The sequence below is a fragment of the Ruminococcus sp. genome (assembly GCF_016287535.1).
Lineage (GTDB): Bacteria > Bacillota > Clostridia > Oscillospirales > Ruminococcaceae > Ruminococcus.
This window is the reverse complement of sequence record NZ_JAEFAJ010000025.1, coordinates 25,650-46,857: the sequence shown is the minus strand read 5'-3', so window position 1 is coordinate 46,857 and position 21,208 is coordinate 25,650. Positions and strand designations below refer to the sequence as shown.

The window sequence follows — 21,208 nt, the reverse complement described above, 5'->3', positions numbered from 1 at the left end:
GAACGATGTTTGCAGCACCAGCTCTTGCTCTTCTGAAGTCGCCCTTTCTGTGAGGACCGTCAAGGATCATCTGATCGCCTGTGTAAGCGTGGATTGTGCTCATGATACCGCTCTGGATAGGAGCATAGTCGTTGAGTGCCTTAGCCATAGGAGCGAGGCAGTTTGTTGTGCATGATGCAGCTGAGATGATCTTGTCATCCTTTGTGAGAGTCTTCTCGTTTACGCTGTAAACGATTGTAGGAAGATCATTTCCTGCAGGAGCTGAGATAACGACCTTCTTAGCACCGGCATCGATATGAGCCTGTGACTTGTCCTTTGAGCAGTAGAAACCTGTACACTCAAGAACTACGTCAACGCCGATCTTGCCCCAAGGAAGCTCTGCAGCGTTAGCCATAGCATAGATTGTAAGAGTCTTGCCGTCAACAGTGATTGTGCCCTTCTCGTCGTCTGCTGATACAGTGTGGAGATTCTCACCGATCTTTCCGCAGTAACCGCCCTGAGCTGTATCATACTTGAGGAGCTGAGCGAGCATTGAAGGCTTTGTAAGGTCGTTGATTGCAACTACCTCATAACCGGGAGCATCAAACATCTGTCTGAATGCAAGACGACCGATACGGCCGAAACCATTAATAGCAACTTTAACTGACATGGGATATACCTCCTAAAAATTTGTATGGTTTTATTATAACTCAACTCGGATAATTTTTCAAGAGGTTCGACAAAAAAATAACAGAAATTTCGTGAAAAGTGCATATTGTACAAACATATAATTGTTGATATCAAAATTTTTGTTGCAGTTTCTTTGGCGTAAAAACGGCTTATATCTATTCCATTTTTTTAACTTGTGTAGTATAATATATTTTGTGAAACAGCAGTATGTTTATCACTGATAAAATATTATTTGATCAATACCCCCTTGAATTATGTTCAGGGAACGCAGTCCGTTTGTAATGACCGGAATCTGCGCGTCGTATTAATATATAGGTAATATATAGGAAAGAGGAGGAGTCATGGACAGAAAAAACGAAATAACAGCTTTCTTCGGGAGCAGCTTCGCAAAGGAATACCTGAAATGTTCGGATTATCTCGTCAGGCGTTCGGTGACCGGCATATCGGCGTCCTGCGAGCTCCTGCGTGAGACGCTGGAAAAGTGCGGCAGCAGGGAAAGCGGAGAGCTGATAGACAGTATACTGACGATGTGCTGCGACCTTATGAGGAATACCGAGCTGAGCAGAGCTCTCGCATCCGAAAGGCTTGCCGCGGAGGAGCTCACTTCTGTCAGAGCGGACGCTTTTATAAAGGAGCTTGCGGCAAAATGTGAGGCAGCTGCTGACGGCAAGTGCAGTATAACCGTAAAAAGCGTTCCGGAGGTATACATAAGGACAGATCGCGGGACGCTTCAGTTTCTGATACTCGGATTCGTAAGAAAGCAGATAATTCTTGCTGACGGCGAAAAAGCAGAGCTTGAGATAGAGTGTGAGGCAGCGTTGAAAACTTTAAACATTTCAGTGCGCAGTTTGAGGACATTTGTGGACGAAGGAGCGTTCAGCGTACCCGATGTTTTCAGTGAATATCCTGATGAGATAATCAGCGGACTTGCAGAGCGGATATCAGCTTCGGCCGTGTCCGGAAGAGATTCGCTGACAGTCGAAATACCGCTGACGGGCAGCAGTGGTACTGCCATTGTTGAAGCCCCTCCGGCAGAACTTCAGGAGAGCTTTTTCAATCCCTTCAACCTGATGCTGAGGGATATATGAGCCAGTATGTGACAAAATGGTGACAATGTGGTTAAATTTAGCATATTAAACAGAATATCCTGATTATTTTGTTGACATTATTCAAAAAAAGTTGTATAATAAAAATGTTGAAAGAGATCAACGCAAAATCATCGTTTTCGGAGTGTGCTTATGGGAAAGAATTATGAGATAGAACGTAAATTTCTCGTTGAATTCCCCGATGTATCAGAACTTGATGTGAAACGCAGGATAGGTATCGTTCAGACCTACCTCAGAAGCGGAGTGAACGGGTCCCAGCGCAGAGTGAGATCTGTTGATGAAAACGGATGCGTAAAGTATACCTATACTGAAAAGGTGTTCCTCAGTCCTGTCACAAGAGAGGAAAACGAATACGAGATAAGCGGCGATGAGTACCGCAGGCTCCTCGGAGAGCACCGCACCGACTGCCCTCAGGTCATAAAGGTGCGTTACTGCTTTGATTACCACGATCAGCTTTTTGAACTGGATACTTACCCTTTTTCGGATAAGCTCGCCATCATGGAGCTTGAGCTTTCTTCGCCGGAGCAGACTATAGATTTCCCTGATAATGTTAAGGTCCTCAGAGACGTTTCTGCGGACAGGCGCTATTCCAATGCGGCTCTTGCGGCAGCAGGAGCTTTCCCCGAACAGAAGATTGGAGAAAATAATTAATGTCGGAAATATTCGTACCCGCTGACAGTCCGGAGCAGCTTTCAGCCCTCTTCGGACAGCTTGACGGAAATGTCAGCAGAATACAGAAGGATTTCAATGTCACCGTTGTCAGCAGGGACGGCGGTATCAAAATAATCGGCGACGGCGATACCGCAGGTGCCGAAAAGGCCCTCCGCGCCCTTATGGAGTTTGCAGATAAGGGAAATGCCGTCAATGAGCAGACGGTCCGCTACGTTGCCTCTATGGTCGCTGACGGCATAGAGGAGGAGCTCCATGAGCTCGGCGGAGACGGTATATGCGTGACCGCCTCAGGTAAGATACTGCGCCCCCGTACAGTGGGACAGAAACGCTACACAGACGCGATAAAGAACAATACCATAGTTCTCGGCATAGGTCCTGCAGGCACAGGAAAGACATACCTCGCCGTGGCTATGGCTGTAAAGGCGTTCCGCGAGCATAAGATCAAAAAGATCATCCTTACCCGTCCTGCTGTTGAAGCAGGAGAGAAGCTGGGCTTCCTTCCCGGCGACCTTCAGGATAAGGTGGATCCTTATCTGCGCCCTCTCTATGACGCCCTGTTCGATATGTTCGGTGCGGAGAGCTTCGCACGCTATATGGAAAAAGGGATAATCGAAGTGGCTCCTCTCGCTTATATGCGCGGACGTACTCTCGATGAGGCGTTCATCATACTCGATGAAGCCCAGAACACTACTTCGGAACAGATCAAAATGTTTCTCACCCGCCTCGGAAACGAGAGCAGAATGGTAATAACAGGCGATATCACCCAGATAGACCTCCCCGATACAAAGAGATCCGGACTTGTGGAGGCTGTCAAGGTCCTGAGGGGGATAGACGATATCGAGATACATCGCTTCACGGAGAAGGATGTAGTAAGACACAGACTTGTACAGGATATTATCAAGGCTTATGAAAAATACAATGAAGGGAGAAAAAATAATCATGGCTAAGTTAAAGGTTTATGTCAAGAATAATCAGACAGAGGTGAAGGTCCCCGTAGGTATAAGGCTCCTTATCAGAAGATGCTGTCAGGCAGTTCTCACAACTGAGAATTTCGGCAAGGACGCTGAGGTAAGCGTTTCGTTCGTAAGCAATAATGAAATAAAGAATCTCAATAAGATATACAGAAATAAAGACGCAGTCACAGATGTACTCTCATTTCCGCTCACAGGCGAGGACGGAGCTGTAGAGGTAAATCCCGAAACAGGCGCGGTACAGCTGGGAGATGTTGTCATCTCACTGGAAACAGCTGTAAAGCAGGCTCAGAATTACGGACACTCACTTGAAAGAGAAGTAGGCTTCCTCACAGTACATTCAATGCTCCATCTGCTGGGATACGACCACGAGACAGGTCAGCTCGAACAGCGCATCATGCGTGAAAAGGAAGAATCCGTCCTTGAGAAGCTCGGTATCTCAAGAGACGTTACTTTCGTTGTGAACGGAGAAAAAGCCTGATGCCGAGAACAGCTTTCGTTACTATCGCAGGACGCACCAATGCTGGCAAATCCTCTCTCCTCAACGCTATCGTCGGCGAGAAGATAGCTTCGGTCAGCAGCAAGCCGCAGACCACACGTACCCGTATCACGGGTATCCGCAATATCGACGACGTTCAGCTGGTATTCTTCGATACCCCCGGACTTCACAAGCCCGTGAACAAGCTCAGTGAGCATATGCTGAATACCGTTAAGGAGTCGGTCAGCGACATTGACGCGGTAGTTTTCGTAATGGACTGCACAAAAAAAATAAACCAGCAGGAGCTTGACCTGCTGAAATCTATGAACAGCTCGAAAATGCCGGTGATACTGGTGCTCAACAAGATAGACCTGCTCAGGAACAAGGACGAACTGGCTCCGGTCATAGCGGAGCTGACCTCAAAGATACAGTTTCAGGCAGTAGTTCCGGTAAGCGTCACCGAAAACAGCGGCGTTGATATAGTCATCGACGAGATAATCGCACTTGCGGAGGAGTCGGTACACTTCTTCCCGGAGGACATGATAACCGACCAGCCGGAAAAGGTGCTGGCGGCTGAGATGATACGTGAAAAGCTGCTCACTCTTCTGAGTGATGAGGTGCCGCATGGTATAGCCGTCGGAGTAGAGCAGATGAGCGAGCGCGACGACAAGGATATACTTGATATATCTGCCGTTATCTACTGTGAAAAGGAGTCCCACAAAGGGATAATCATAGGCAAGGGCGGCGCTATGCTGAAAAAGGCTTCCACAGCCGCAAGGATAGAGCTGGAGGACTTCTTCCAGATAAAGGTCAATCTAAAATGCTGGGTCAAGGTCAAGGAGGACTGGCGCAACAGGGAGAACCTGATACGCAGCTTCGGACTTTCAGAGAAATAATTACCGTTAATATTTACATATCCTCCGCAGAAAATATTGAGGGAGCATGAGCTCACTTTTTTCTGCGGAGGGTTCAGTGAACGAGGATATATTTTGGAGCATATTCGCCGAGAGCGGCAGAATAGAGGACTATCTGCGGTATTCGGCAAGTAAGGAAGATAACCATGACAACTGTTGAAGGCATCGTCCTGAAAGAGCGTTCTGTCGGAGAACAGGACAAATTTATTGATATACTGACCAGAGAGAACGGAGTTATCGAGGTTTCCGTAAAAGGCGCAAAGAAAATTAACGGGAAATCGGGCAGCTCCACTCAGCTTCTGGCATATTCGCGGTTCTGCGTGGACAGGAGAGGAAACTACCTTTACCTGAACAGTGCGGAGCCGATACATATTTTTTACGGACTTCGTGATTCGCTGACGAAGATATCACTTGCGAGCTATTTCGCTGAGGTCATGCGTTTCTGTATAAAGCCTGAGGCTCAGAACGGCGATATCATGAGGCTTCTGCTGAACTGTCTCCACTTTCTCGAAAAAGGGGAGCGTGACGAGCGTCAGCTGAAAGCGTTATTTGAGTTCAGACTGATGTCGGAGATAGGCTATATGCCCGATGTTGTCGCTTGCCGGGGCTGCGGCGTGTACGAGCCTGAGGAGCTCTTTTTCTGCATCGGCGACGGTGGCTTTTACTGCGCCGACTGCTTTGAGAATGAAAGCGGTGCGGACTATATGAAGGTCAAGCTGCCTGTGCTCAGTGCAGTGCGGCATATCGTTCTCAGCGACTTTGACAGGCTGTTCAATTTCCGCGTATCTGAGGAAACTCAGCAGAGGCTTTCCGCACTGGCGGAGTCATATCTGCTCACACATCTGGAGCGCAGCTTCGGTACACTGGATTTTTACAAGACTATCGTTTAAATCCAAATTTAGCTTTGCTAAATTTGGATTTAGTTGAGAATTGAGAGTGGAGAGTTAAGAGTTAATGAGTTCGCTGCGCTCATATTAATTAAATTGTATCGCCGCAGGCGATACACCACAACTGTCAACTCTCAATTCTCAACTCTAAACTAAATCATAATTTTGCTCCGCAAAATTATGATTTGCAACAGTAAAGGATAATTATGGATAAATATTTGAAAACACTTGAACTGGACAAGATACTGGAAATGCTTGCGGAGCTCACATCCAATGAGGAGACACGCCGCATGGCGCTGGCGGTACGTCCCGACAACGACCTTGAAAGAGTTCGCTATGAATGTCTCAAAACATCTCAGGCACTGTCTCTTTCGGTGCAGTTCGGGACTCCGCCTTTCGGCAATTTCAAGGACATAAGCACTGTTGCCGCAAGAGCCAAGTCGGGAGCTGTCATCTCTCTCAGCGACCTTCTTGATATTGCCGCAATGCTCAAACAGATAAAGGCTCTCGCCGACTGGTACGCTCACTGTGAGAATATGGAAACAGAGCTGAGCTATCTGTTCTCACGGCTACAGCCCAATGACTGGCTGCTGGAGAAGCTGGAGCGCTCCATAATCTCCGAGAATGAGATATCCGACGCGGCAAGTGCGGAGCTTGCGGCTATACGCCGTAAGATAAACCGTGCAGGTATGCAGCTCCGCGAGACCCTTGACAAGATGATAAAGAACAAGACCACTCAGCAGTATCTTCAGGAGGCTAATGTCACTATCCGTGACGGACGTTTCGTTCTGCCCGTAAAATCGGAGTACCGCGGACAGGTCAGCGGACTTATACACGATACCTCCGCCACAGGTCAGACTATATTCATAGAGCCTATGGCGATAGTTGAGGCAAATAACGATATACGTCTCCTTGAAGCGAAGGAGCAGGAGGAGATAGAGCGCATAATCCGTCAGCTGTGCCGTGACTGCGGGGAGTATGCCGATATACTTGCGGAGAACTATAAGGTCTGCACAGAGCTGAACCTCTACTTTGCAAAGTCAAATCTTGCGGCAAAGCTGAACTGCTCCCTGCCGGAGATAACTGACGACGGAAAAATGCACCTTAAAAAAGCCCGTCACCCCCTTATCGACAAGAACAAGGCTGTTCCCGTGGAGATAAGTCTCGGCGAGGATTATCAGGCACTCATCATCACCGGTCCGAATACCGGCGGTAAGACGGTAACTCTCAAAACTGCCGGACTTCTTGCGGCTATGACCATGTGCGGACTTCTCATACCAGTTGCCGACGGCAGCAGGATATCAGTCTACGACCATATCCTCGCGGATATCGGTGACAGCCAGAGCATAGAGCAGAACCTGTCTACATTTTCCTCGCATACGAACAAGGTCATTGAGATACTTAAAACTGCCGACGAGCAGTCCCTCGTCCTCCTTGACGAGCTTGGTTCGGGCACGGACCCGGTAGAGGGCGCGGCTCTCGCAATATCCATTATCCGCCGCCTTATGCAGAGCGGCGCAAAGGTAATGGTGACGACCCATTATCAGGAGCTTAAAGTATTCGCTATCGACAGCGAGGGTGTTGAAAACGCTTCCTGTGAGTTCGATATCGAGACACTTCGTCCCACCTACAGGCTTATCGTGGGTTCGCCGGGTAAGTCAAACGCTTTTGCTATATCCGAAAGTCTCGGTATGCCGGCAGATATCATAGATGACGCTAAAATGCGCGTCAGCGAGGCGAATACCCGTCTTGAAGAGGTCATCGGCAAGCTTGAGGCTGCGCGTCTTGAACTGGAAAAGCAGAAAGAGGAGATAACCCGTCTGCGTATGGAGACTGCCGAGCACGAGGAAGCTATCAGAACAGAGCGCGAAAAGCTTGAGGCTTCAAAGGCTGAGGAGCTGGAAAAGGCAAGGCTCCGGGCTATGACCATAATAGAGCAGACAAAGGCGGAGTCCAACGAGCTCCTTGACGAGCTTGAAAGGCTCCGCAAGGAAAAGGAAAAGAAGGATTTCAGTGCCAATGTATCGGGTATGAAGTCAAAGACCAAGCAGAGCTTCAACAAGATGTACGACACGGCAAATCCCGTAGAGAAGCGCGATCCCAACGAGGGCTACGTACTGCCGAGAAAGCTTCGCCGGGGAGATACTGTATACGTAGTTGACCTGCAGCGCAAGGGTATAATCTCAGGAGAGCCCGACGGCAGTGATTTCGTTTACGTTCAGATGGGCGTTATGAAGACCAAGATGAATATATCACGTCTGCGCCTTGAAGAGCCGGAGAAGGTGACGGTCGGCAACAAGTCCATACGTCCGAACCGCAAGATGAACAAGGTGGGCGTAAAGGCTGAGCGCAGAGGAAAAATGGAGCTTGATATCCGCGGCTGCGCCTGCGACGACGGAGTATATCAGCTTGACGCCTTCATAGATCAGGCGGTAATGTCAAATATATCGACTATTACTATAATCCACGGCAAGGGTACGGGACTGCTGAGACAGGCTGTACACAAGCGGCTGAAATCACATCCGTCTGTAAAGGCGTTCAGACTCGGTCTTTTCGGCGAGGGCGAGGACGGCGTTACTGTTGCGGAGCTTAAATAGCTTTTTGTGTGGTTCAGGGCAATTACGCAAACGTCCGCCTCACTTCGACCGCAGAAAAAACTATATTCTCAGATATAATTATCAAGGGGCGATGTTTACATCGCCCCGTTAATTTTCTGAGAACTGACAGCCAAGGGCTAAGGGCTCTTCAGCCTGCTGCTCATTATTTGCTTGACATCGGCGGAGATTTGTGGCATAATTATGGTGTATAGCTATGGTATACTCGTGAGGAAGCTCCGCGCATACGGAGCAATTTAAAATGAGAGGAGAGTTTTACTATGCTTAAAAAACTGACAGGCGGTTTCCTTTCCGCCGTCCTGCTTGCCACATCAACTGTTTCGGCAATGCCGGCAGGTGTTATGTTGACAACGGCTAATGCCGCTGACGGCAAGTTCAATTACGTTGACGCACTGGACAAGTCGCTGTTCTTCTATGAGGCGCAGCAGGCAGGTCCGCTCCCGGACTGGAACAGAGTAGAGTGGAAGGCGGATTCCGCTATGCAGGACCCTGTTCTCGGAGGCTGGTACGACGCCGGAGATCACGTAAAGTTCAATCTTCCTATGTCATATTCGGCTTCAATGCTGGCGTGGGGACTTTATCAGTATCCGGACGGACTTGAAAAGGCAGGCCTCAAGGAAACTTATGTAAACAATCTTACCTTCGTGCTTGATTATCTTGCAGAGTGCGACAAGGGCTCCGAGGTGATCTATCAGGTAGGCATCGGTAAGGACGACCACACATGGTGGGGTCCTGTTGAGCTTCTTGAATACGGTATGGAGGACAACTCACATTCTATCGCAGAGTGCCGTGCGGCTCTCAAATCCTCAAAGGGCTGTTCAGCAGTATTCGGCGAAATGGCAGCAGCTCTTGCAGCCGGTTCTGCAGCTCTTGACGGAAGCATCGACGCTTCCAAGAAGGCTGACTACCTTAAACACGCTGAGAATATCTACAAGATAGCAAAGACATCACCAAGCGATGATGTATATAACAAGAGTGACGCACAGGGCTTCTATCAGTCCAGCCACTTCTATGATGAGCTCTTCTATGCTGCGAACTGGCTCTATATCGCAACTGGCGACAACGGCTACCTTGAAGACGCAAAGGGCTATATCCCCAACCTCGGCAAGATGCTGGGCGAAGGCGATACCCTCGCTTACGGCTGGTCACACTGCTGGGACGACAATATGCAGGGAGCTATGCTGCTCTATGCTATAAACACAAACGATTCCAGCGCTATAGCTCACGTTAAGAAGCACGTTGACCGCTGGGTAAACGGCGAAGAGGCTAAGACAATATCAGGCGGACTCCGCTGGCTGAGCAACTGGGGCTGTCTGAGATACGCAAATACAGCTGCTTTCATCGCAACTGTTGCAAGCGATACTATCCTTACTTCAGAGGCTTCAAAGTATATGGAATTTGCTGAGACTCAGGTAAACTACGCTCTCGGCGACAACCCCAACAAGCAGAGCTATGTAGTAGGCTTCGGTGACAAGTATCCCCAGAATCCTCACCACCGTACAGCTCACGGCTCATGGAAGAACGACCTTAAAATACCGGACAGAACAAGACATATCCTCTACGGCGCTCTCGTAGGAGGTCCCAACCAGGACGGCTCTTACAACGACGACCGTCAGGACTTCATCAACAACGAGGTCGCTACAGACTATAACGCAGGCTTCACAGCTATGCTCTGCAAGATGGTAGACAAGTACGGCGGAACAAAGGATCCGAGCTTCCCTGCAAAGGAAGAGCACGACGGACCCGAATTCTACGTTGAGGTGCTCTCAAAGGGCGGCGATTCCAGCGGACAGACTATCAGCTTCAAGGTGACTAACCACTCCGCATGGCCGGCAAGAGTTCAGGACAATATCTCATTCAGATACTTCATGGATCTCAGCGAGGTAATTTCCGCAGGCAAGAATCCTGAGGACCTCGTTATCCGCTGCGACCGTGACCAGTCCGCAATGTATTCCGCAAAGGGCTACAAGACCGCTGAGATCTCCAAGCCTATACAGTACAGCGGCAATATCTACTATATCGAGGTAAATCTCCCCGACGGACGTGTTGTTCTTCCTATATCTGAGGGACAGCAGCAGTGCGAGATACTCCTTGCTATCGTAATGCCTGACTACGGCAGCGGCTGGGATTCATCAAACGACTTCTCCGCAAAGGGCGTAGGCAAGGGTTCGTCAACAGACGGTACAGCTTCCGGTGTTGTAACACCTTATGTACCTGTTTATGTTAACGGAAAGCTTTACTACGGCGAAGAGCCCGACGGCACAAAGGCTGACGGACTCGGCGGCACAGGCAGCGAGACACCAAGAACAACAACTTCTTCAAAGCCCAAGGATACAACAACTACCACAACTACTTCCGAAACTACAACTACTGAAACAACTACAACAACTACTACAGAAACGACTACTACGGAAACAACTACAACAACTACTACGACTGCTCCCGTAAATAATGACAAGCAGCCTGTTAGAGTCAACGGTACTGCTTACGGTGACGTAAACGAAGATGGTGTTGTAAATCAGACAGACGTTGAACTCCTTGAAAATCACATCAAGGACAGTGCAAAGTATCCTCTTACCGAGCAGGGTGCAAAGAACGCAAATGTTTCAACTATGGGCGATGAAACTCTTGATGAAGCTGACGTAAGGATACTGACATTATTTATTGAAGGTTCTGTAAGCAATCTTCCTCAGTATGCAGGTGCTTCAAGCGGTCCTGACGTTGATGAACCCAACAAGGTAACTGAAGCTGACTACGGCGACGCTAACTGCGACGGTACTATAGATATGGCAGACGCTGTGCTTATCATGCAGGCTCTCGCAAATCCAAACAAGTACGGTGTTGGCGGTACAGACAGCAAGCACATCACAGAACAGGGTGCCGCAAACGCTGACGTTGATACATCGAGCAAGGGTCTTACATCAAATGACGCGCTCCAGATACAGCTGTATCTGCTTCACAAGATAAAGAGCCTTGACCCGACAAAGCAATAAAATAACTGTAAGCTCCCCGGATAATCCGGGGAGCTTTTTTTGTGCATTATGACAAATTGCAGAAAAGGTATTGACAAGTATATCGAGGTGTGATATACTTATATCACAGTGAGATATATCGAGCTACGATGTATCAAATCCTGATACATCATACCATGATATAAGGAGTGTTGAGGATGAATGACAGATTAAAACGAGTCTATATCCCCATGTCGGAAACTGCCTTTTACATACTCTTCTGTCTGCGTGAGGAAATGCACGGGTACAGTATCACGCAGAAGGTAAAGGCTATGACCGACGGGGAAGTGGTGATAACTCCGGGAACTATGTACGGAAGCTTATCAAAAATGGAAAAGGACGGTCTGATAAGATTTGTCCGCGAAGAAGAAAAGAGAAAGCTCTATGTGATCACCGAAACAGGTGAGGAGATTCTCGGAATAGAAATAGCGCGTATCAAGCGCTTGTACAGAAATATAGGAGGTAACTGATATGAGTGACAAGGCAAGATTAACTACACATAAATTATTTCTTCTTCCCGATTACGAAAAAGAGGGTGAGTACCTTACGAAAATGCACAGTGTGGGCTGGAAGCTGGAAAAAGTCTGTGCTTTTTCCCAGCACTTTGTAAAATGCGAGCCGGAAAACGTCATTTACAAGCTGGATTATGTTGCAAATAAAGCCGATTATCCGGAGTATATAAAAATGTTTGCGGATTACGGTTGGGAGCACTGCGGCAGAGTTGCAGGATTTGACTATTTCCGCAGAAGCGCGGAGGGACTTTCCGAGAAAGAAATGGATATATTCAGCGATCCGCAGTCAAAGCTCAACATGATGAAAAGAGTGATAACTACGAGAATGACTCCGCTGCTCATTATATTCTTCCTGACGATAATACCTAATCTCTATTTATTTGCGATCAATTCACCCAGATTCGGAACGTCAGGTCTGGTAGGGCTGCTCGTGTATTTATTCCTTTTTATTATCTATGTTGCGATGTTCATTTACTGCATAAGGGGATTCCGTAAGCTCAGGGATAAATACAAAGAATAACAAAAAGCTCCGAAGCGTAATGCTTCGGAGCTTTGATGTTTTTATTCAGATACCGCAATCTTCGTATTCCTTCCACTTTTCATAGTAGAGCTTGTTGCTCCAGCTGCGGAAGAGGATATATGCTACGGATACTATTACGAGGAATATCGCGCCGAGTACCGGCAGCGAATCCCTGAACATTTTTTTGGCGGGATAAATATTTTTTTTCTTGCGGCTCATAATAAAATTCCTTTGCTTTTAATCTGACAGCATCAGTTTGAACTGTTTGAAGAACCGCCGTTCATCTCGGCAAGAAGTCTCTGGAGCTCTGCGTCTACCTTTGCTTCGGACTCAAGATCCTTGAATGTATTCTTCAGCTCGTCGCCTGTGCCGCCTGTAAGAGCGTCGCCTGCGATCTCTGTGAATGCAGCTGCCTCAGCTTCCTTGCGCATTACCTTGTCTTCCATTCTCTGGAACTTGTCAAAAGACGAGTTGGGATCGAAGCTTCCGGCAGCTTTTGCAAGGCTCTTCTGTGTGTCAGCCATCTGTGAACGTGCGATGAGCATTGCCTGACGGCTCTTGGCCTCTTCAAGCTTTGACTTGAGCACCTCTACCTGATCGCCGATAGCGTCTGTCTGTGCGGAGATGGACTCATACATTTCCTTATAGTTTGCAAGATCTTCGTCAGCCTTGACCTTTCTTGCGAGAGCCTGCTTAGCGAGGTCCTGATCTCCCTTTGCGAGAGCAGCCTTAGCCTTTGATTCCCAGTCAGCCGATACCTTCTGAGCGTCGAGGTACTTCTTTTCAGCGAGGCGTTCGCTTGCCTTAGCCTTGCCGTAGTTCTGAGTAGCCTTTGTGAGCTCTGTCTGCATATCGATGATGATCTGCTTGACCATCTTCTCCGGATCTTCAGCTCTGTCGATAAGATCGTTTACGTTTGCTTTGAGAAGGTCTGATAATCTCTGAAATACACCCATTTTTATAATCCTCCTGTTTCATGTAAAAAAGTGTTTCATAAGGCACACCCCTTGTGCCACAAGAATATTATATGACATTGTATATTTCTTGTCAAGGAAAAAGCTGCCGATTTCATCTGATTTTCATTTATCAGTCAGATTTATGAACACATTATTACATAATTATTCCTCGTTTTTTTCAGATCCGTTAACAAATACGCGAGGATGTTGAAAATCTGCGTACCCGGACGATAGAAACGAACGTATGTACAGAAGCTGCTGTTCTCATGCAGGGAAGCATTGTGCAGAAAGCAACTCCGATATTACTATTTTAACTTGAAAGATCTGATTTGTCAATATATTTTTGTGTAAAATAACACCGGATACGGTTTTTGACGTATAACATAAAGCAAAAGATTTTTTTACGGGAGTCTTGACAAAGTGATACAAATAATATAAAATAATGATAATATATTGATATAGGGGGAATGAATATGCCACATTCATCAGGAGGCGGCTCTCACGGGGGCGGCTCACACGGAGGTTCACACGGCGGTTCACACGGAGGAGGCTCCCGCGGAGGCGGAAGAGGTCCGACAATAAGCCGCGGACGCTTTCCGGGTTCAACACGGTATGTTTACTACAGGCGTGGGGAGCCTAAGTATTTTTATGCTGACAGGAGCTTCAAGCCCGGCATTCAGTGGCCAAGGCTGCTTCTGATACTTTTCTATCTGCCTTTCCTGTTTGTTCTGGTGCCGGCGGTCATAAAAAATATTCCGATAGCTAAAAAGAATTATAACCATAATATTGTTATCAGTGACGAGGCTGACGTTATCAGTGACGAGCAGGCTCTTTACGATTCGCTGGAGCGCTTTATGAAAAAAACGGGCGTTACTCCGTCAGTAGTCACGGTCTACAATGATGTATGGTCAAAAAGGAAGAATCTTGAAGAATATGCTTACGACAGATATCTCAGTGAATTCGACGATGAGATGCACTGGCTTATAGTATATTCTCAGGAAAGCTATCCGTCAGGTTCGTATATCGACTGGTACTGGGAAGGTATGCAGGGCGACGATACTGACAATATCCTCACCTCTGATGCGGTAGCCAGGTTCACCAGCGATCTGCACAGCAGGCTGGAAAGCAATGACAAGGATGTGGGAGGTCAGCTTATAGCTTCATTCGACAAGTTTACAGAAAGCTATAAGAATGGGATAAACTGGAGTGAGCTGGGCGGTATGATGTGTCCGCTGGCATTTGTACTGTTCCATATGTTCTTTATGGTCTTCTGGGGAACTTTCAAGTACAGAGGCGCAAAGCCTGCGCCTGAGGAAGATACCTTCGGACTCCCGACCACAGGAAACGGCTCGTATACGGGAGCGAATACAGGCTACGGCGGTACATCGCCTTATTCGCAGACGGGTACAAGACCGGACACTACAGGCAATAATACATACGGCGGCAGCCAGTCCGAAATGCCGGACCTTATTTCAAGTACAGTAAACAGCGGTCAGGCAAAGGAGGTAATGTGTGAGTACTGCGGAAATAAGTATTCTGCAAAACTGAAACGCTGTCCTCACTGCAATGCGAGCAATCCGGATTATACACTCTGAGAATAAAGTGATACTATGAAATTTGCAGGACGTCACTGTCATGTACGGCAGGGACGTCCTTCCTTTTATTTTACAGCTCAAATAATATAGTGCTGTACTATTGACAAAAATAGCAAAATGTGATAAAATATATTACATTGCAAAAGAAGCTACGGTTTCGGAGCAAGACTATTGACCACTCCGCAGGGAGTTGAGGCCATACGGACAGCCGGGTCAAATGCCGAATGCCGATATATCGGCTGGCAACTTCTGTTGCCTTATTGATTCGACTGTATGTCGATAAAGTTTTTATAAGTTCTCATCAGCTTGTGAAAGGTCAATAAGAGTAGTAAAAGGTAGTACTTGCTTATATAGACTCTGTACCGTCAATGAAGTTTCTGTGCTAAAGGCATATGTATTTCATGCACACAATGGCTGATAAGGTCTTTGTGTGCATTTTTGTTGTGAAGGTGTTTTTTATGGAGAATAAACTGAAACTTTACGGGTTCAATAATCTTACGAAGTCGCTGAGCTTCAATATATATGATGTCTGTTATGCCAAGACGGCACGTTCGCAGCAGGAGTACATCGCCTATGTTGACGAGCAGTACAACTCCGAGCGTATAACAGATATAATGACTCATGTAACGGAGATGATAGGTGCGCAGGTGCTGAGCGTGTCCCGTCAGGACTACGACCCTCAGGGCGCTTCCGCCACTTTCCTTATCGCCGACGATACAATGATACCGGCAGGAGGCAGCGAGACCGTTGCTCACCTCGACAAGAGCCATGTAACTGTCCATACCTACCCGGAGTTCCACCCGGATACGAGCATAGCCACCTTCCGTGTGGATATAGACGTTGCTACCTGCGGAAAGATAACGCCTCTCACGGCTCTTGACTATCTCATAGGCAGCTTTGATTCGGATATCATCACAATGGATTACAGGGTAAGGGGCTTTACCCGTAACCTTGACGGCGAAAAGCTCTTTATCGACCATGATATAACTTCCATACAGAACTATATCGACGAGAAGATACTTGACAAGTACGACGTTGTGGATATAAACGTATATCAGGCTAATATGTTCCACACGAAAATGCTCATCAAGGAGCTTGACCTGCAGAATTACCTCTTCAATACAGATGTTAACGAGCTTCCGCCAAGGCGCAGACTTGAGATAACAAATGCGCTCCAGCGGGAGATGATAGAAATTTTCAGCGGAAGGAACGTGTTCGGAAATGGCTGAGCTTTCCCAGACAAACGCGCCTATATATGAGGCGCTGCGAAGATTCAGGCGCATGAGGATAGTACCCTTTGACGTGCCCGGACACAAAAGGGGCAGGGGAAATATGGAGCTCACCGAGTTTCTCGGCGAGGACTGCATGAGCGTTGACGTGAATTCCATGAAGCCCCTCGACAATCTCTGCCACCCCGTTTCTGTCATAAAGGACGCGGAGGCTCTCGCTGCCGAGGCTTTCGGTGCGGCAAACGCATTCTTCATGGTGGGAGGCACTACCTCCGCTGTTCAGAGCATGATAATGTACGCCTGCAAGGAGGGCGACAAGATAATCATGCCGAGAAATGTACACAGGAGCGCTATCAATGCCCTTATCATGACGGGCGCCGTTCCTGTTTATGTAAATCCGGACGTGAATACCAAGCTGGGCATAGCCCTCGGTATGTCGGTGGCTCAGGTGGAACAGGCTATCCGCGATAATCCCGACGCAAAGGCTATAATGGTCAACAATCCCACATACTACGGTATATGCTCCGACCTGAAGAAAATAACGGAGCTGGCTCATGCTCATGGTATGTTAGTGCTTGTTGACGAGGCTCACGGCACTCATTTCTATTTCGGTGAGAATTTCCCGCTGACCGCTATGGCGGCAGGGGCGGACTGTGCTTCCGTAAGTATGCACAAGTCAGGTGGAAGTCTTACACAGAGCTCCTTCCTGCTCCTCGGAAAGAATGTCAACGCCGACTATATGCGTCAGGTCATAAACCTTACCCAGACCACAAGCGCTTCATATCTGCTGCTTTCAAGCCTTGATATCTCAAGGAAGAGACTTGCTCTCGGAGGCAGGGAGATATTCGCGCAGACAGTGGAAATGGCTGAGTACGCTCGTTCCGAGATAAACGAGATAGGCGGCTACTACGCCTACTCCAAGGAGCTTATCAACGGTGACAGTATCTTCGACTTTGATGTGTCGAAGCTGAGTATATACACCCTGCCTATCGGACTTGCAGGTATCGAGGTCTATGACCTTCTCCGTGACGAGTACGATATACAGATAGAATTCGGAGACATCGGAAATGTCCTCGCCTACATATCCGTAGGCGACAGAAAACGAGACATCGAACGCCTTATCAGCGCTCTTGCGGAGATAAAGCGGCGCTTCGGAAAGGACGGTACGGATATGCTCACACAGGAATATATCAGTCCTGTAGTATCGGAAACTCCGAGAAAGGCTTTCTATGCCGCAAAGAGGTCGCTTCCTCTCGATGAAGCGGCAGGACAGGTGTGCAGCGAATTCGTTATGTGCTATCCGCCGGGGATACCGATACTTGCTCCGGGAGAACTGATAACCCATGAAATAATTGAATATATAAAGTACGCCAAGGAAAAGGGATGTCAGATGACGGGCACCGAGGACATAAATATCGAAAGACTCAATGTTCTTGATATCTGAATATAGTATTTGTTGTTTTTAGGGAGGAAACGGATATGAAAAAAGTTGGATTACAGATGAATATACTTATGGCAGTCACGCTCAGTTTCTGCCTTTCACTTTTGGGCACGCTTTCTTCAGGTCACTTCACAGTTCCCGGATTTCTTATGAGCTTCGGGATAAGCACTGTGATAAGCCTTATCATCGGTTTTTTAGTACCAATGAAAAAGTTAGAGGACGGACTTGTACGCAAATGCGGTATTGAGGAGCACAGTCTCCCTGCAAGACTTCTTTCGTCGCTTGTGTCTGATTTGATTTATACACCCATACTTACATTTTCAATGGTGTTCATGGCATACAGGCAGGCAACGGCACACGGTTCAAAGATGCCTTTTCTGCCGTCGTTCATCAAATCACTGATATTAAGTCTTATAGTTGCATATATCATTATTTTTATTGTAAAGCCTTTATTCCTTAAATTTATTATGAAGCAGAATGGAATGTCGGGAGCTCCGGCAGATAAATCATAATTTTGCGGAGCAAAATTATGATTTAGTTTAGAGTTGAGAATTGAGAGTTGACAGTTGAGGTGTATCGCCTGCGGCGATATAATTTAAAAAATATGAGCGCAGCGAACTAATTAACTCTTAACTTTCCACTCTCAACTAAATCCAAATTTAGCAAAGCTAAATTTGGATTTAAAAGGAGGTATAGTATGGAATTATGGTTCACGGAGAGACATACTCCGAATGTTAAATTTTCAATAAAGGTCGATCATCAGCTTTACAGCGGAAACAGCGAGTTTCAGCGCATCGATGTTTTTGACTCAAAGGAGTTCGGACGCTTCCTTACGCTTGACGGATATATGATGCTGACAGAGAAGGACGAGTTCATTTACCATGAAATGATAACCCACGTTCCTATGGCAGTACATCCTAATCCAAAGAATATACTCGTTATAGGCGCCGGTGACGGCGGCGTTGTGCGTGAACTCACACGCTATGCATCGGTAGAGAGCATAGACCTTGTGGAGATAGACGAGCTGGTTGTGGAGGTCTGCAAGAAGTATCTCCCCACTACTGCCTGCCGTTTTGATGATCCGAGAGTAAATGTGTTCTATGAGGACGGCGTTAAGTTCATACGCCGCTGTACAGACCAGTACGACGTTATAATAGTAGATTCTACAGACCCCTTTGGTCCCGGAGAGGGGCTTTTCACGAAGGAGTTCTACGGAAGCTGCTTCAAGGCGCTCCGCGACGACGGTATCATGGTGAATCAGCATGAGAGCCCCTTCTATGACGAGGACGCCGCGGCTATGCAGCGCTCACACAAGCGCATAGTTGAGAGCTTCCCCATAAGCAAGGTGTATCAGGCTCATATCCCTACCTATCCTTCGGGACACTGGCTCTTCGGCTTTGCTTCAAAGAAATACCACCCGACCAATGATTATAACGGTACAAAATGGAGTATGCACGGTATCAAGACGCGCTATTACAATCCAAGACTTCATACGGGAGCATTTGCCCTTCCGTGCTATGTAGAGGAGCTTCTAAGAGATGTTGAATAAGAATATACAGACCTTCATTGCCTGCGACAGCGAGTATGAGGACGCTAAGGTAGTCCTTTTCGGAGCTGGCTTTGACGGTACCACCAGCTTTCGTCCGGGAACTAGGTTTGCTCCCTCTGCCATAAGGAACGAGAGCTTCGGCATAGAGACCTACAGTCCTTACCAGAACAAGGACATGACAGATTACAGCTACTTCGACAGCGGAGACATTGAGCTGCCCTTCGGCAGCACAAACCGTGCTGTTGACGATATAGCTTCAAGGGCAGGCATTATACTTGAAGACGGAAAGCTGCCCTTTATGATAGGCGGCGAGCACCTTGTCACTCTCGGCTCGGTAAGGGCTGTGAAGGAAAGGTACAGCGACCTTTATATAGTACACTTTGACGCTCATGCGGACCTGCGTGACGACTATCTCGGTCAGAAGCTGTCCCACGCCTGTGTATTAAGGCGCTGTCACGAGCTTGTGGGAGACGGTCATATCTTTCAGTTCGGTATCCGCAGCGGCGACCGCGAGGAGTTTTATTTCGCTGACGAGCATACGGAAATGCATAAATTCAGCTTTGACGGGCTTGAGGAGACAGTGGAGAAGCTCAGGGGCAAGAAAGTCTACTTCACTCTCGACCTTGATGTGCTTGACCCGTCCGTATTCCCCGGTACGGGTACTCCCGAAGCCGGAGGAGTGACATTTGAGGAACTGAGAAATGCTGTGACCCTCGTTTGCAGCAGGCTTGACATAGTTGGCTGCGATGTGAACGAGCTCAGTCCGGTCTACGATCAGAGCGGAGTTTCAACGGCAGTTGCCTGCAAGATAATAAGGGAAATGCTTCTGGCGCTTTCGTGATATAGGTGCCAGGCTGCAAAAAAGCGGGATAACGACGGTCGTTCCTGCGGATATTAACACTAAAAGGATTATTGGGTGGAAAAAATGAAATATAATGATTATAACAATTATGAAAATTACAGTGGAGCAGCCAGAAAGACTGCGGAGGTTATAGACTTTGCGGACAGACATCAGAAAGCTATATCCAATACTGCTGGCTTCATAGGCTTATTGGTTTTACTGCCGCTGCTGATCGGAGGTATTATTTTATTTTCAGTCGGAGTATATTTTGGCTTTAACAACATATCGGCTAAAAAGAACTGTACCGAATTGGTTTCGGGTGAGATAACAGCTATGGTGTCATGGAGCGAAAGTCATCCCCGTGACAGAGACGATCCTGACAGAACGGAAACATATGCCCCTGTTTTCAAGTATACATACAATGGTGTTGAGTATACAAAAAGTGGGAATTCATATGCACAGTTTAATGGATTATGGGCAGGCAAACAGGTGGAAATATATGTGGATCCGAGTGATCCCGAAAAAATTTATGTGCCTGATTACATGAAAAAAGACCACAGTTCAGTAGCGTTTATCATAATAGGCATAATTATCGTTGCGGTAGTTGTAATTATTATAAAAAAGGTAAGAAATACTACAAGAAATTTCATATATCAGGCTTCGGATTATAAATCTGCGGGATATTTAGAAGGAAGCGGCAAATATACTCCAAATTATGAATCTGCGGGATATTCAGGAGGAAAAGGCATAGTTACTCCAAAAATGACAAAAACAAGTGCTGTTGTTCTTTCTCTTGTTATCATTGCTACAATGATTGGCGGAATAATGTTTTTTAAGTATGATTCCAAGCTGAAAAAGCAATGTACTTATAAAACGACCGCCATAGTATCGCGCATTGTTGAGGATTCGGATTCCGACGGTACTACCTATGCCCCTGTGTATTCCTACGAATATAACGGCGAGGAGTACACTGCCCAGAGCCGGGTATATTCATCGAGCCTGAAGGTACGTAAGGGTGATAGGGTGGAATTCTATCTGGATCCTAACGATCCTCAGACCTATTACTGTCCCAAGGAGACTTCGGGCAGGTTCTTTGGTGTAATACTGCTTATAGTCAGCGGTATCTGTATTGCTATTATGGTAGTGTATATCAAAGATGTTATAAGAGAAAAAAGATCCGGCTCGGACTATTATTGATAGCATGATCTTTTTGCTTCCGTCCCGGTGGAGGCTGTACCTTGA

20 protein-coding genes are annotated in these 21,208 nt (G+C 47.2%); 17 read left to right on the top strand and 3 right to left on the bottom strand.

Going from position 1 to position 21,208, the window contains the following annotated elements; all coding sequences use genetic code 11:
• Positions 1–649, bottom strand: a 649-nt coding sequence (locus QZZ36_RS09765; protein WP_295080757.1) for a glyceraldehyde 3-phosphate dehydrogenase NAD-binding domain-containing protein, incomplete at its 3' end; no start/stop codon positions are given.
• A gap of 361 nt (positions 650–1,010) precedes the next feature.
• On the opposite strand from QZZ36_RS09765, the gene QZZ36_RS09760 reads away from it, so the two are divergent.
• The 10 genes from QZZ36_RS09760 (at position 1,011) to QZZ36_RS09715 (ending at position 12,355) form a co-directional block, all read left to right on the top strand.
• A complete protein-coding gene (locus QZZ36_RS09760; protein WP_295080754.1) occupies positions 1,011–1,757 on the top strand; it encodes a hypothetical protein in 747 nt (248 codons plus the stop codon).
• A gap of 150 nt (positions 1,758–1,907) precedes the next feature.
• On the top strand, positions 1,908–2,426 hold the full coding sequence (locus tag QZZ36_RS09755; RefSeq protein WP_295080751.1) for a CYTH domain-containing protein: 519 nt from the start codon (positions 1,908–1,910) through the stop codon (positions 2,424–2,426).
• Positions 2,426–3,394 carry a PhoH family protein gene (locus QZZ36_RS09750; RefSeq protein ID WP_295080747.1) on the top strand — a complete coding sequence of 323 codons (969 nt, stop codon included), beginning with the start codon at positions 2,426–2,428 and terminating at the stop codon, positions 3,392–3,394. Before QZZ36_RS09755 ends, QZZ36_RS09750 begins: the two co-directional genes overlap by 1 nt.
• Positions 3,387–3,899 (top strand): rRNA maturation RNase YbeY, encoded by a 513-nt coding sequence (gene ybeY, locus QZZ36_RS09745; RefSeq protein WP_295080743.1) that lies wholly within the window; start codon positions 3,387–3,389, stop codon positions 3,897–3,899. Before QZZ36_RS09750 ends, ybeY begins: the two co-directional genes overlap by 8 nt.
• Positions 3,899–4,792 carry a GTPase Era gene (gene era, locus QZZ36_RS09740; protein ID WP_295080740.1) on the top strand — a complete coding sequence of 298 codons (894 nt, stop codon included), beginning with the start codon at positions 3,899–3,901 and terminating at the stop codon, positions 4,790–4,792. The genes ybeY and era overlap by 1 nt, the downstream gene beginning before the upstream one ends.
• Positions 4,793–4,956: 164 nt before the next feature.
• Positions 4,957–5,700, top strand: a complete 744-nt coding sequence (gene recO, locus QZZ36_RS09735; RefSeq protein WP_295080737.1) for a DNA repair protein RecO — start codon at positions 4,957–4,959, stop codon at positions 5,698–5,700.
• A 203-nt stretch (positions 5,701–5,903) separates the two neighbouring features.
• Positions 5,904–8,294: an endonuclease MutS2 gene (locus QZZ36_RS09730; RefSeq protein ID WP_295080734.1), complete on the top strand. Its 2,391-nt coding sequence runs from the start codon at positions 5,904–5,906 to the stop codon at positions 8,292–8,294.
• A gap of 278 nt (positions 8,295–8,572) precedes the next feature.
• Positions 8,573–11,305 (top strand): glycoside hydrolase family 9 protein, encoded by a 2,733-nt coding sequence (locus tag QZZ36_RS09725; protein ID WP_295080731.1) that lies wholly within the window; start codon positions 8,573–8,575, stop codon positions 11,303–11,305.
• A gap of 176 nt (positions 11,306–11,481) precedes the next feature.
• Complete coding sequence (locus tag QZZ36_RS09720; protein WP_295080728.1) at positions 11,482–11,793, top strand: PadR family transcriptional regulator; 312 nt, start codon at positions 11,482–11,484, stop codon at positions 11,791–11,793.
• A gap of 1 nt (position 11,794) precedes the next feature.
• The gene (locus tag QZZ36_RS09715) at positions 11,795–12,355 is read left to right on the top strand and encodes a DUF2812 domain-containing protein (protein WP_295080725.1); all 561 of its coding nucleotides are present in this window, start codon (positions 11,795–11,797) and stop codon (positions 12,353–12,355) included.
• 45 nt (positions 12,356–12,400) lie between these two features.
• Here the strand turns inward: QZZ36_RS09715 and QZZ36_RS09710 are convergent, their stop codons facing one another.
• Both QZZ36_RS09710 and QZZ36_RS09705 read right to left on the bottom strand, forming a co-directional pair.
• Positions 12,401–12,574: a hypothetical protein gene (locus tag QZZ36_RS09710; protein ID WP_295080722.1), complete on the bottom strand. Its 174-nt coding sequence runs from the start codon at positions 12,572–12,574 to the stop codon at positions 12,401–12,403.
• Between the two features lie 32 nt (positions 12,575–12,606).
• Complete coding sequence (locus tag QZZ36_RS09705; RefSeq protein WP_295080718.1) at positions 12,607–13,311, bottom strand: PspA/IM30 family protein; 705 nt, start codon at positions 13,309–13,311, stop codon at positions 12,607–12,609.
• Between the two features lie 473 nt (positions 13,312–13,784).
• On the opposite strand from QZZ36_RS09705, the gene QZZ36_RS09700 reads away from it, so the two are divergent.
• From QZZ36_RS09700 to QZZ36_RS09670, 7 genes are all read left to right on the top strand, one after another.
• Positions 13,785–14,906: a hypothetical protein gene (locus tag QZZ36_RS09700; RefSeq protein ID WP_295080715.1), complete on the top strand. Its 1,122-nt coding sequence runs from the start codon at positions 13,785–13,787 to the stop codon at positions 14,904–14,906.
• A 458-nt stretch (positions 14,907–15,364) separates the two neighbouring features.
• Positions 15,365–16,135 carry an adenosylmethionine decarboxylase gene (speD, locus tag QZZ36_RS09695; RefSeq protein ID WP_294754286.1) on the top strand — a complete coding sequence of 257 codons (771 nt, stop codon included), beginning with the start codon at positions 15,365–15,367 and terminating at the stop codon, positions 16,133–16,135.
• Positions 16,128–17,579, top strand: a complete 1,452-nt coding sequence (locus QZZ36_RS09690) for an aminotransferase class I/II-fold pyridoxal phosphate-dependent enzyme (RefSeq protein ID WP_295080710.1) — start codon at positions 16,128–16,130, stop codon at positions 17,577–17,579. The genes speD and QZZ36_RS09690 overlap by 8 nt, the downstream gene beginning before the upstream one ends.
• A 35-nt stretch (positions 17,580–17,614) precedes the next feature.
• Positions 17,615–18,088, top strand: coding sequence for a hypothetical protein (locus tag QZZ36_RS09685; protein WP_295080707.1), 474 nt, complete (start codon positions 17,615–17,617; stop codon positions 18,086–18,088).
• Between the two features lie 185 nt (positions 18,089–18,273).
• Positions 18,274–19,125: a polyamine aminopropyltransferase gene (gene speE, locus QZZ36_RS09680; protein ID WP_295080704.1), complete on the top strand. Its 852-nt coding sequence runs from the start codon at positions 18,274–18,276 to the stop codon at positions 19,123–19,125.
• Complete coding sequence (gene speB / locus QZZ36_RS09675) at positions 19,115–19,966, top strand: agmatinase (RefSeq protein WP_295080701.1); 852 nt, start codon at positions 19,115–19,117, stop codon at positions 19,964–19,966. The genes speE and speB overlap by 11 nt, the downstream gene beginning before the upstream one ends.
• 84 nt (positions 19,967–20,050) lie before the next feature.
• Positions 20,051–21,163, top strand: a complete 1,113-nt coding sequence (locus tag QZZ36_RS09670; RefSeq protein ID WP_295080698.1) for a DUF3592 domain-containing protein — start codon at positions 20,051–20,053, stop codon at positions 21,161–21,163.
• The last annotated feature ends 45 nt before the right edge of the window (positions 21,164–21,208 follow it).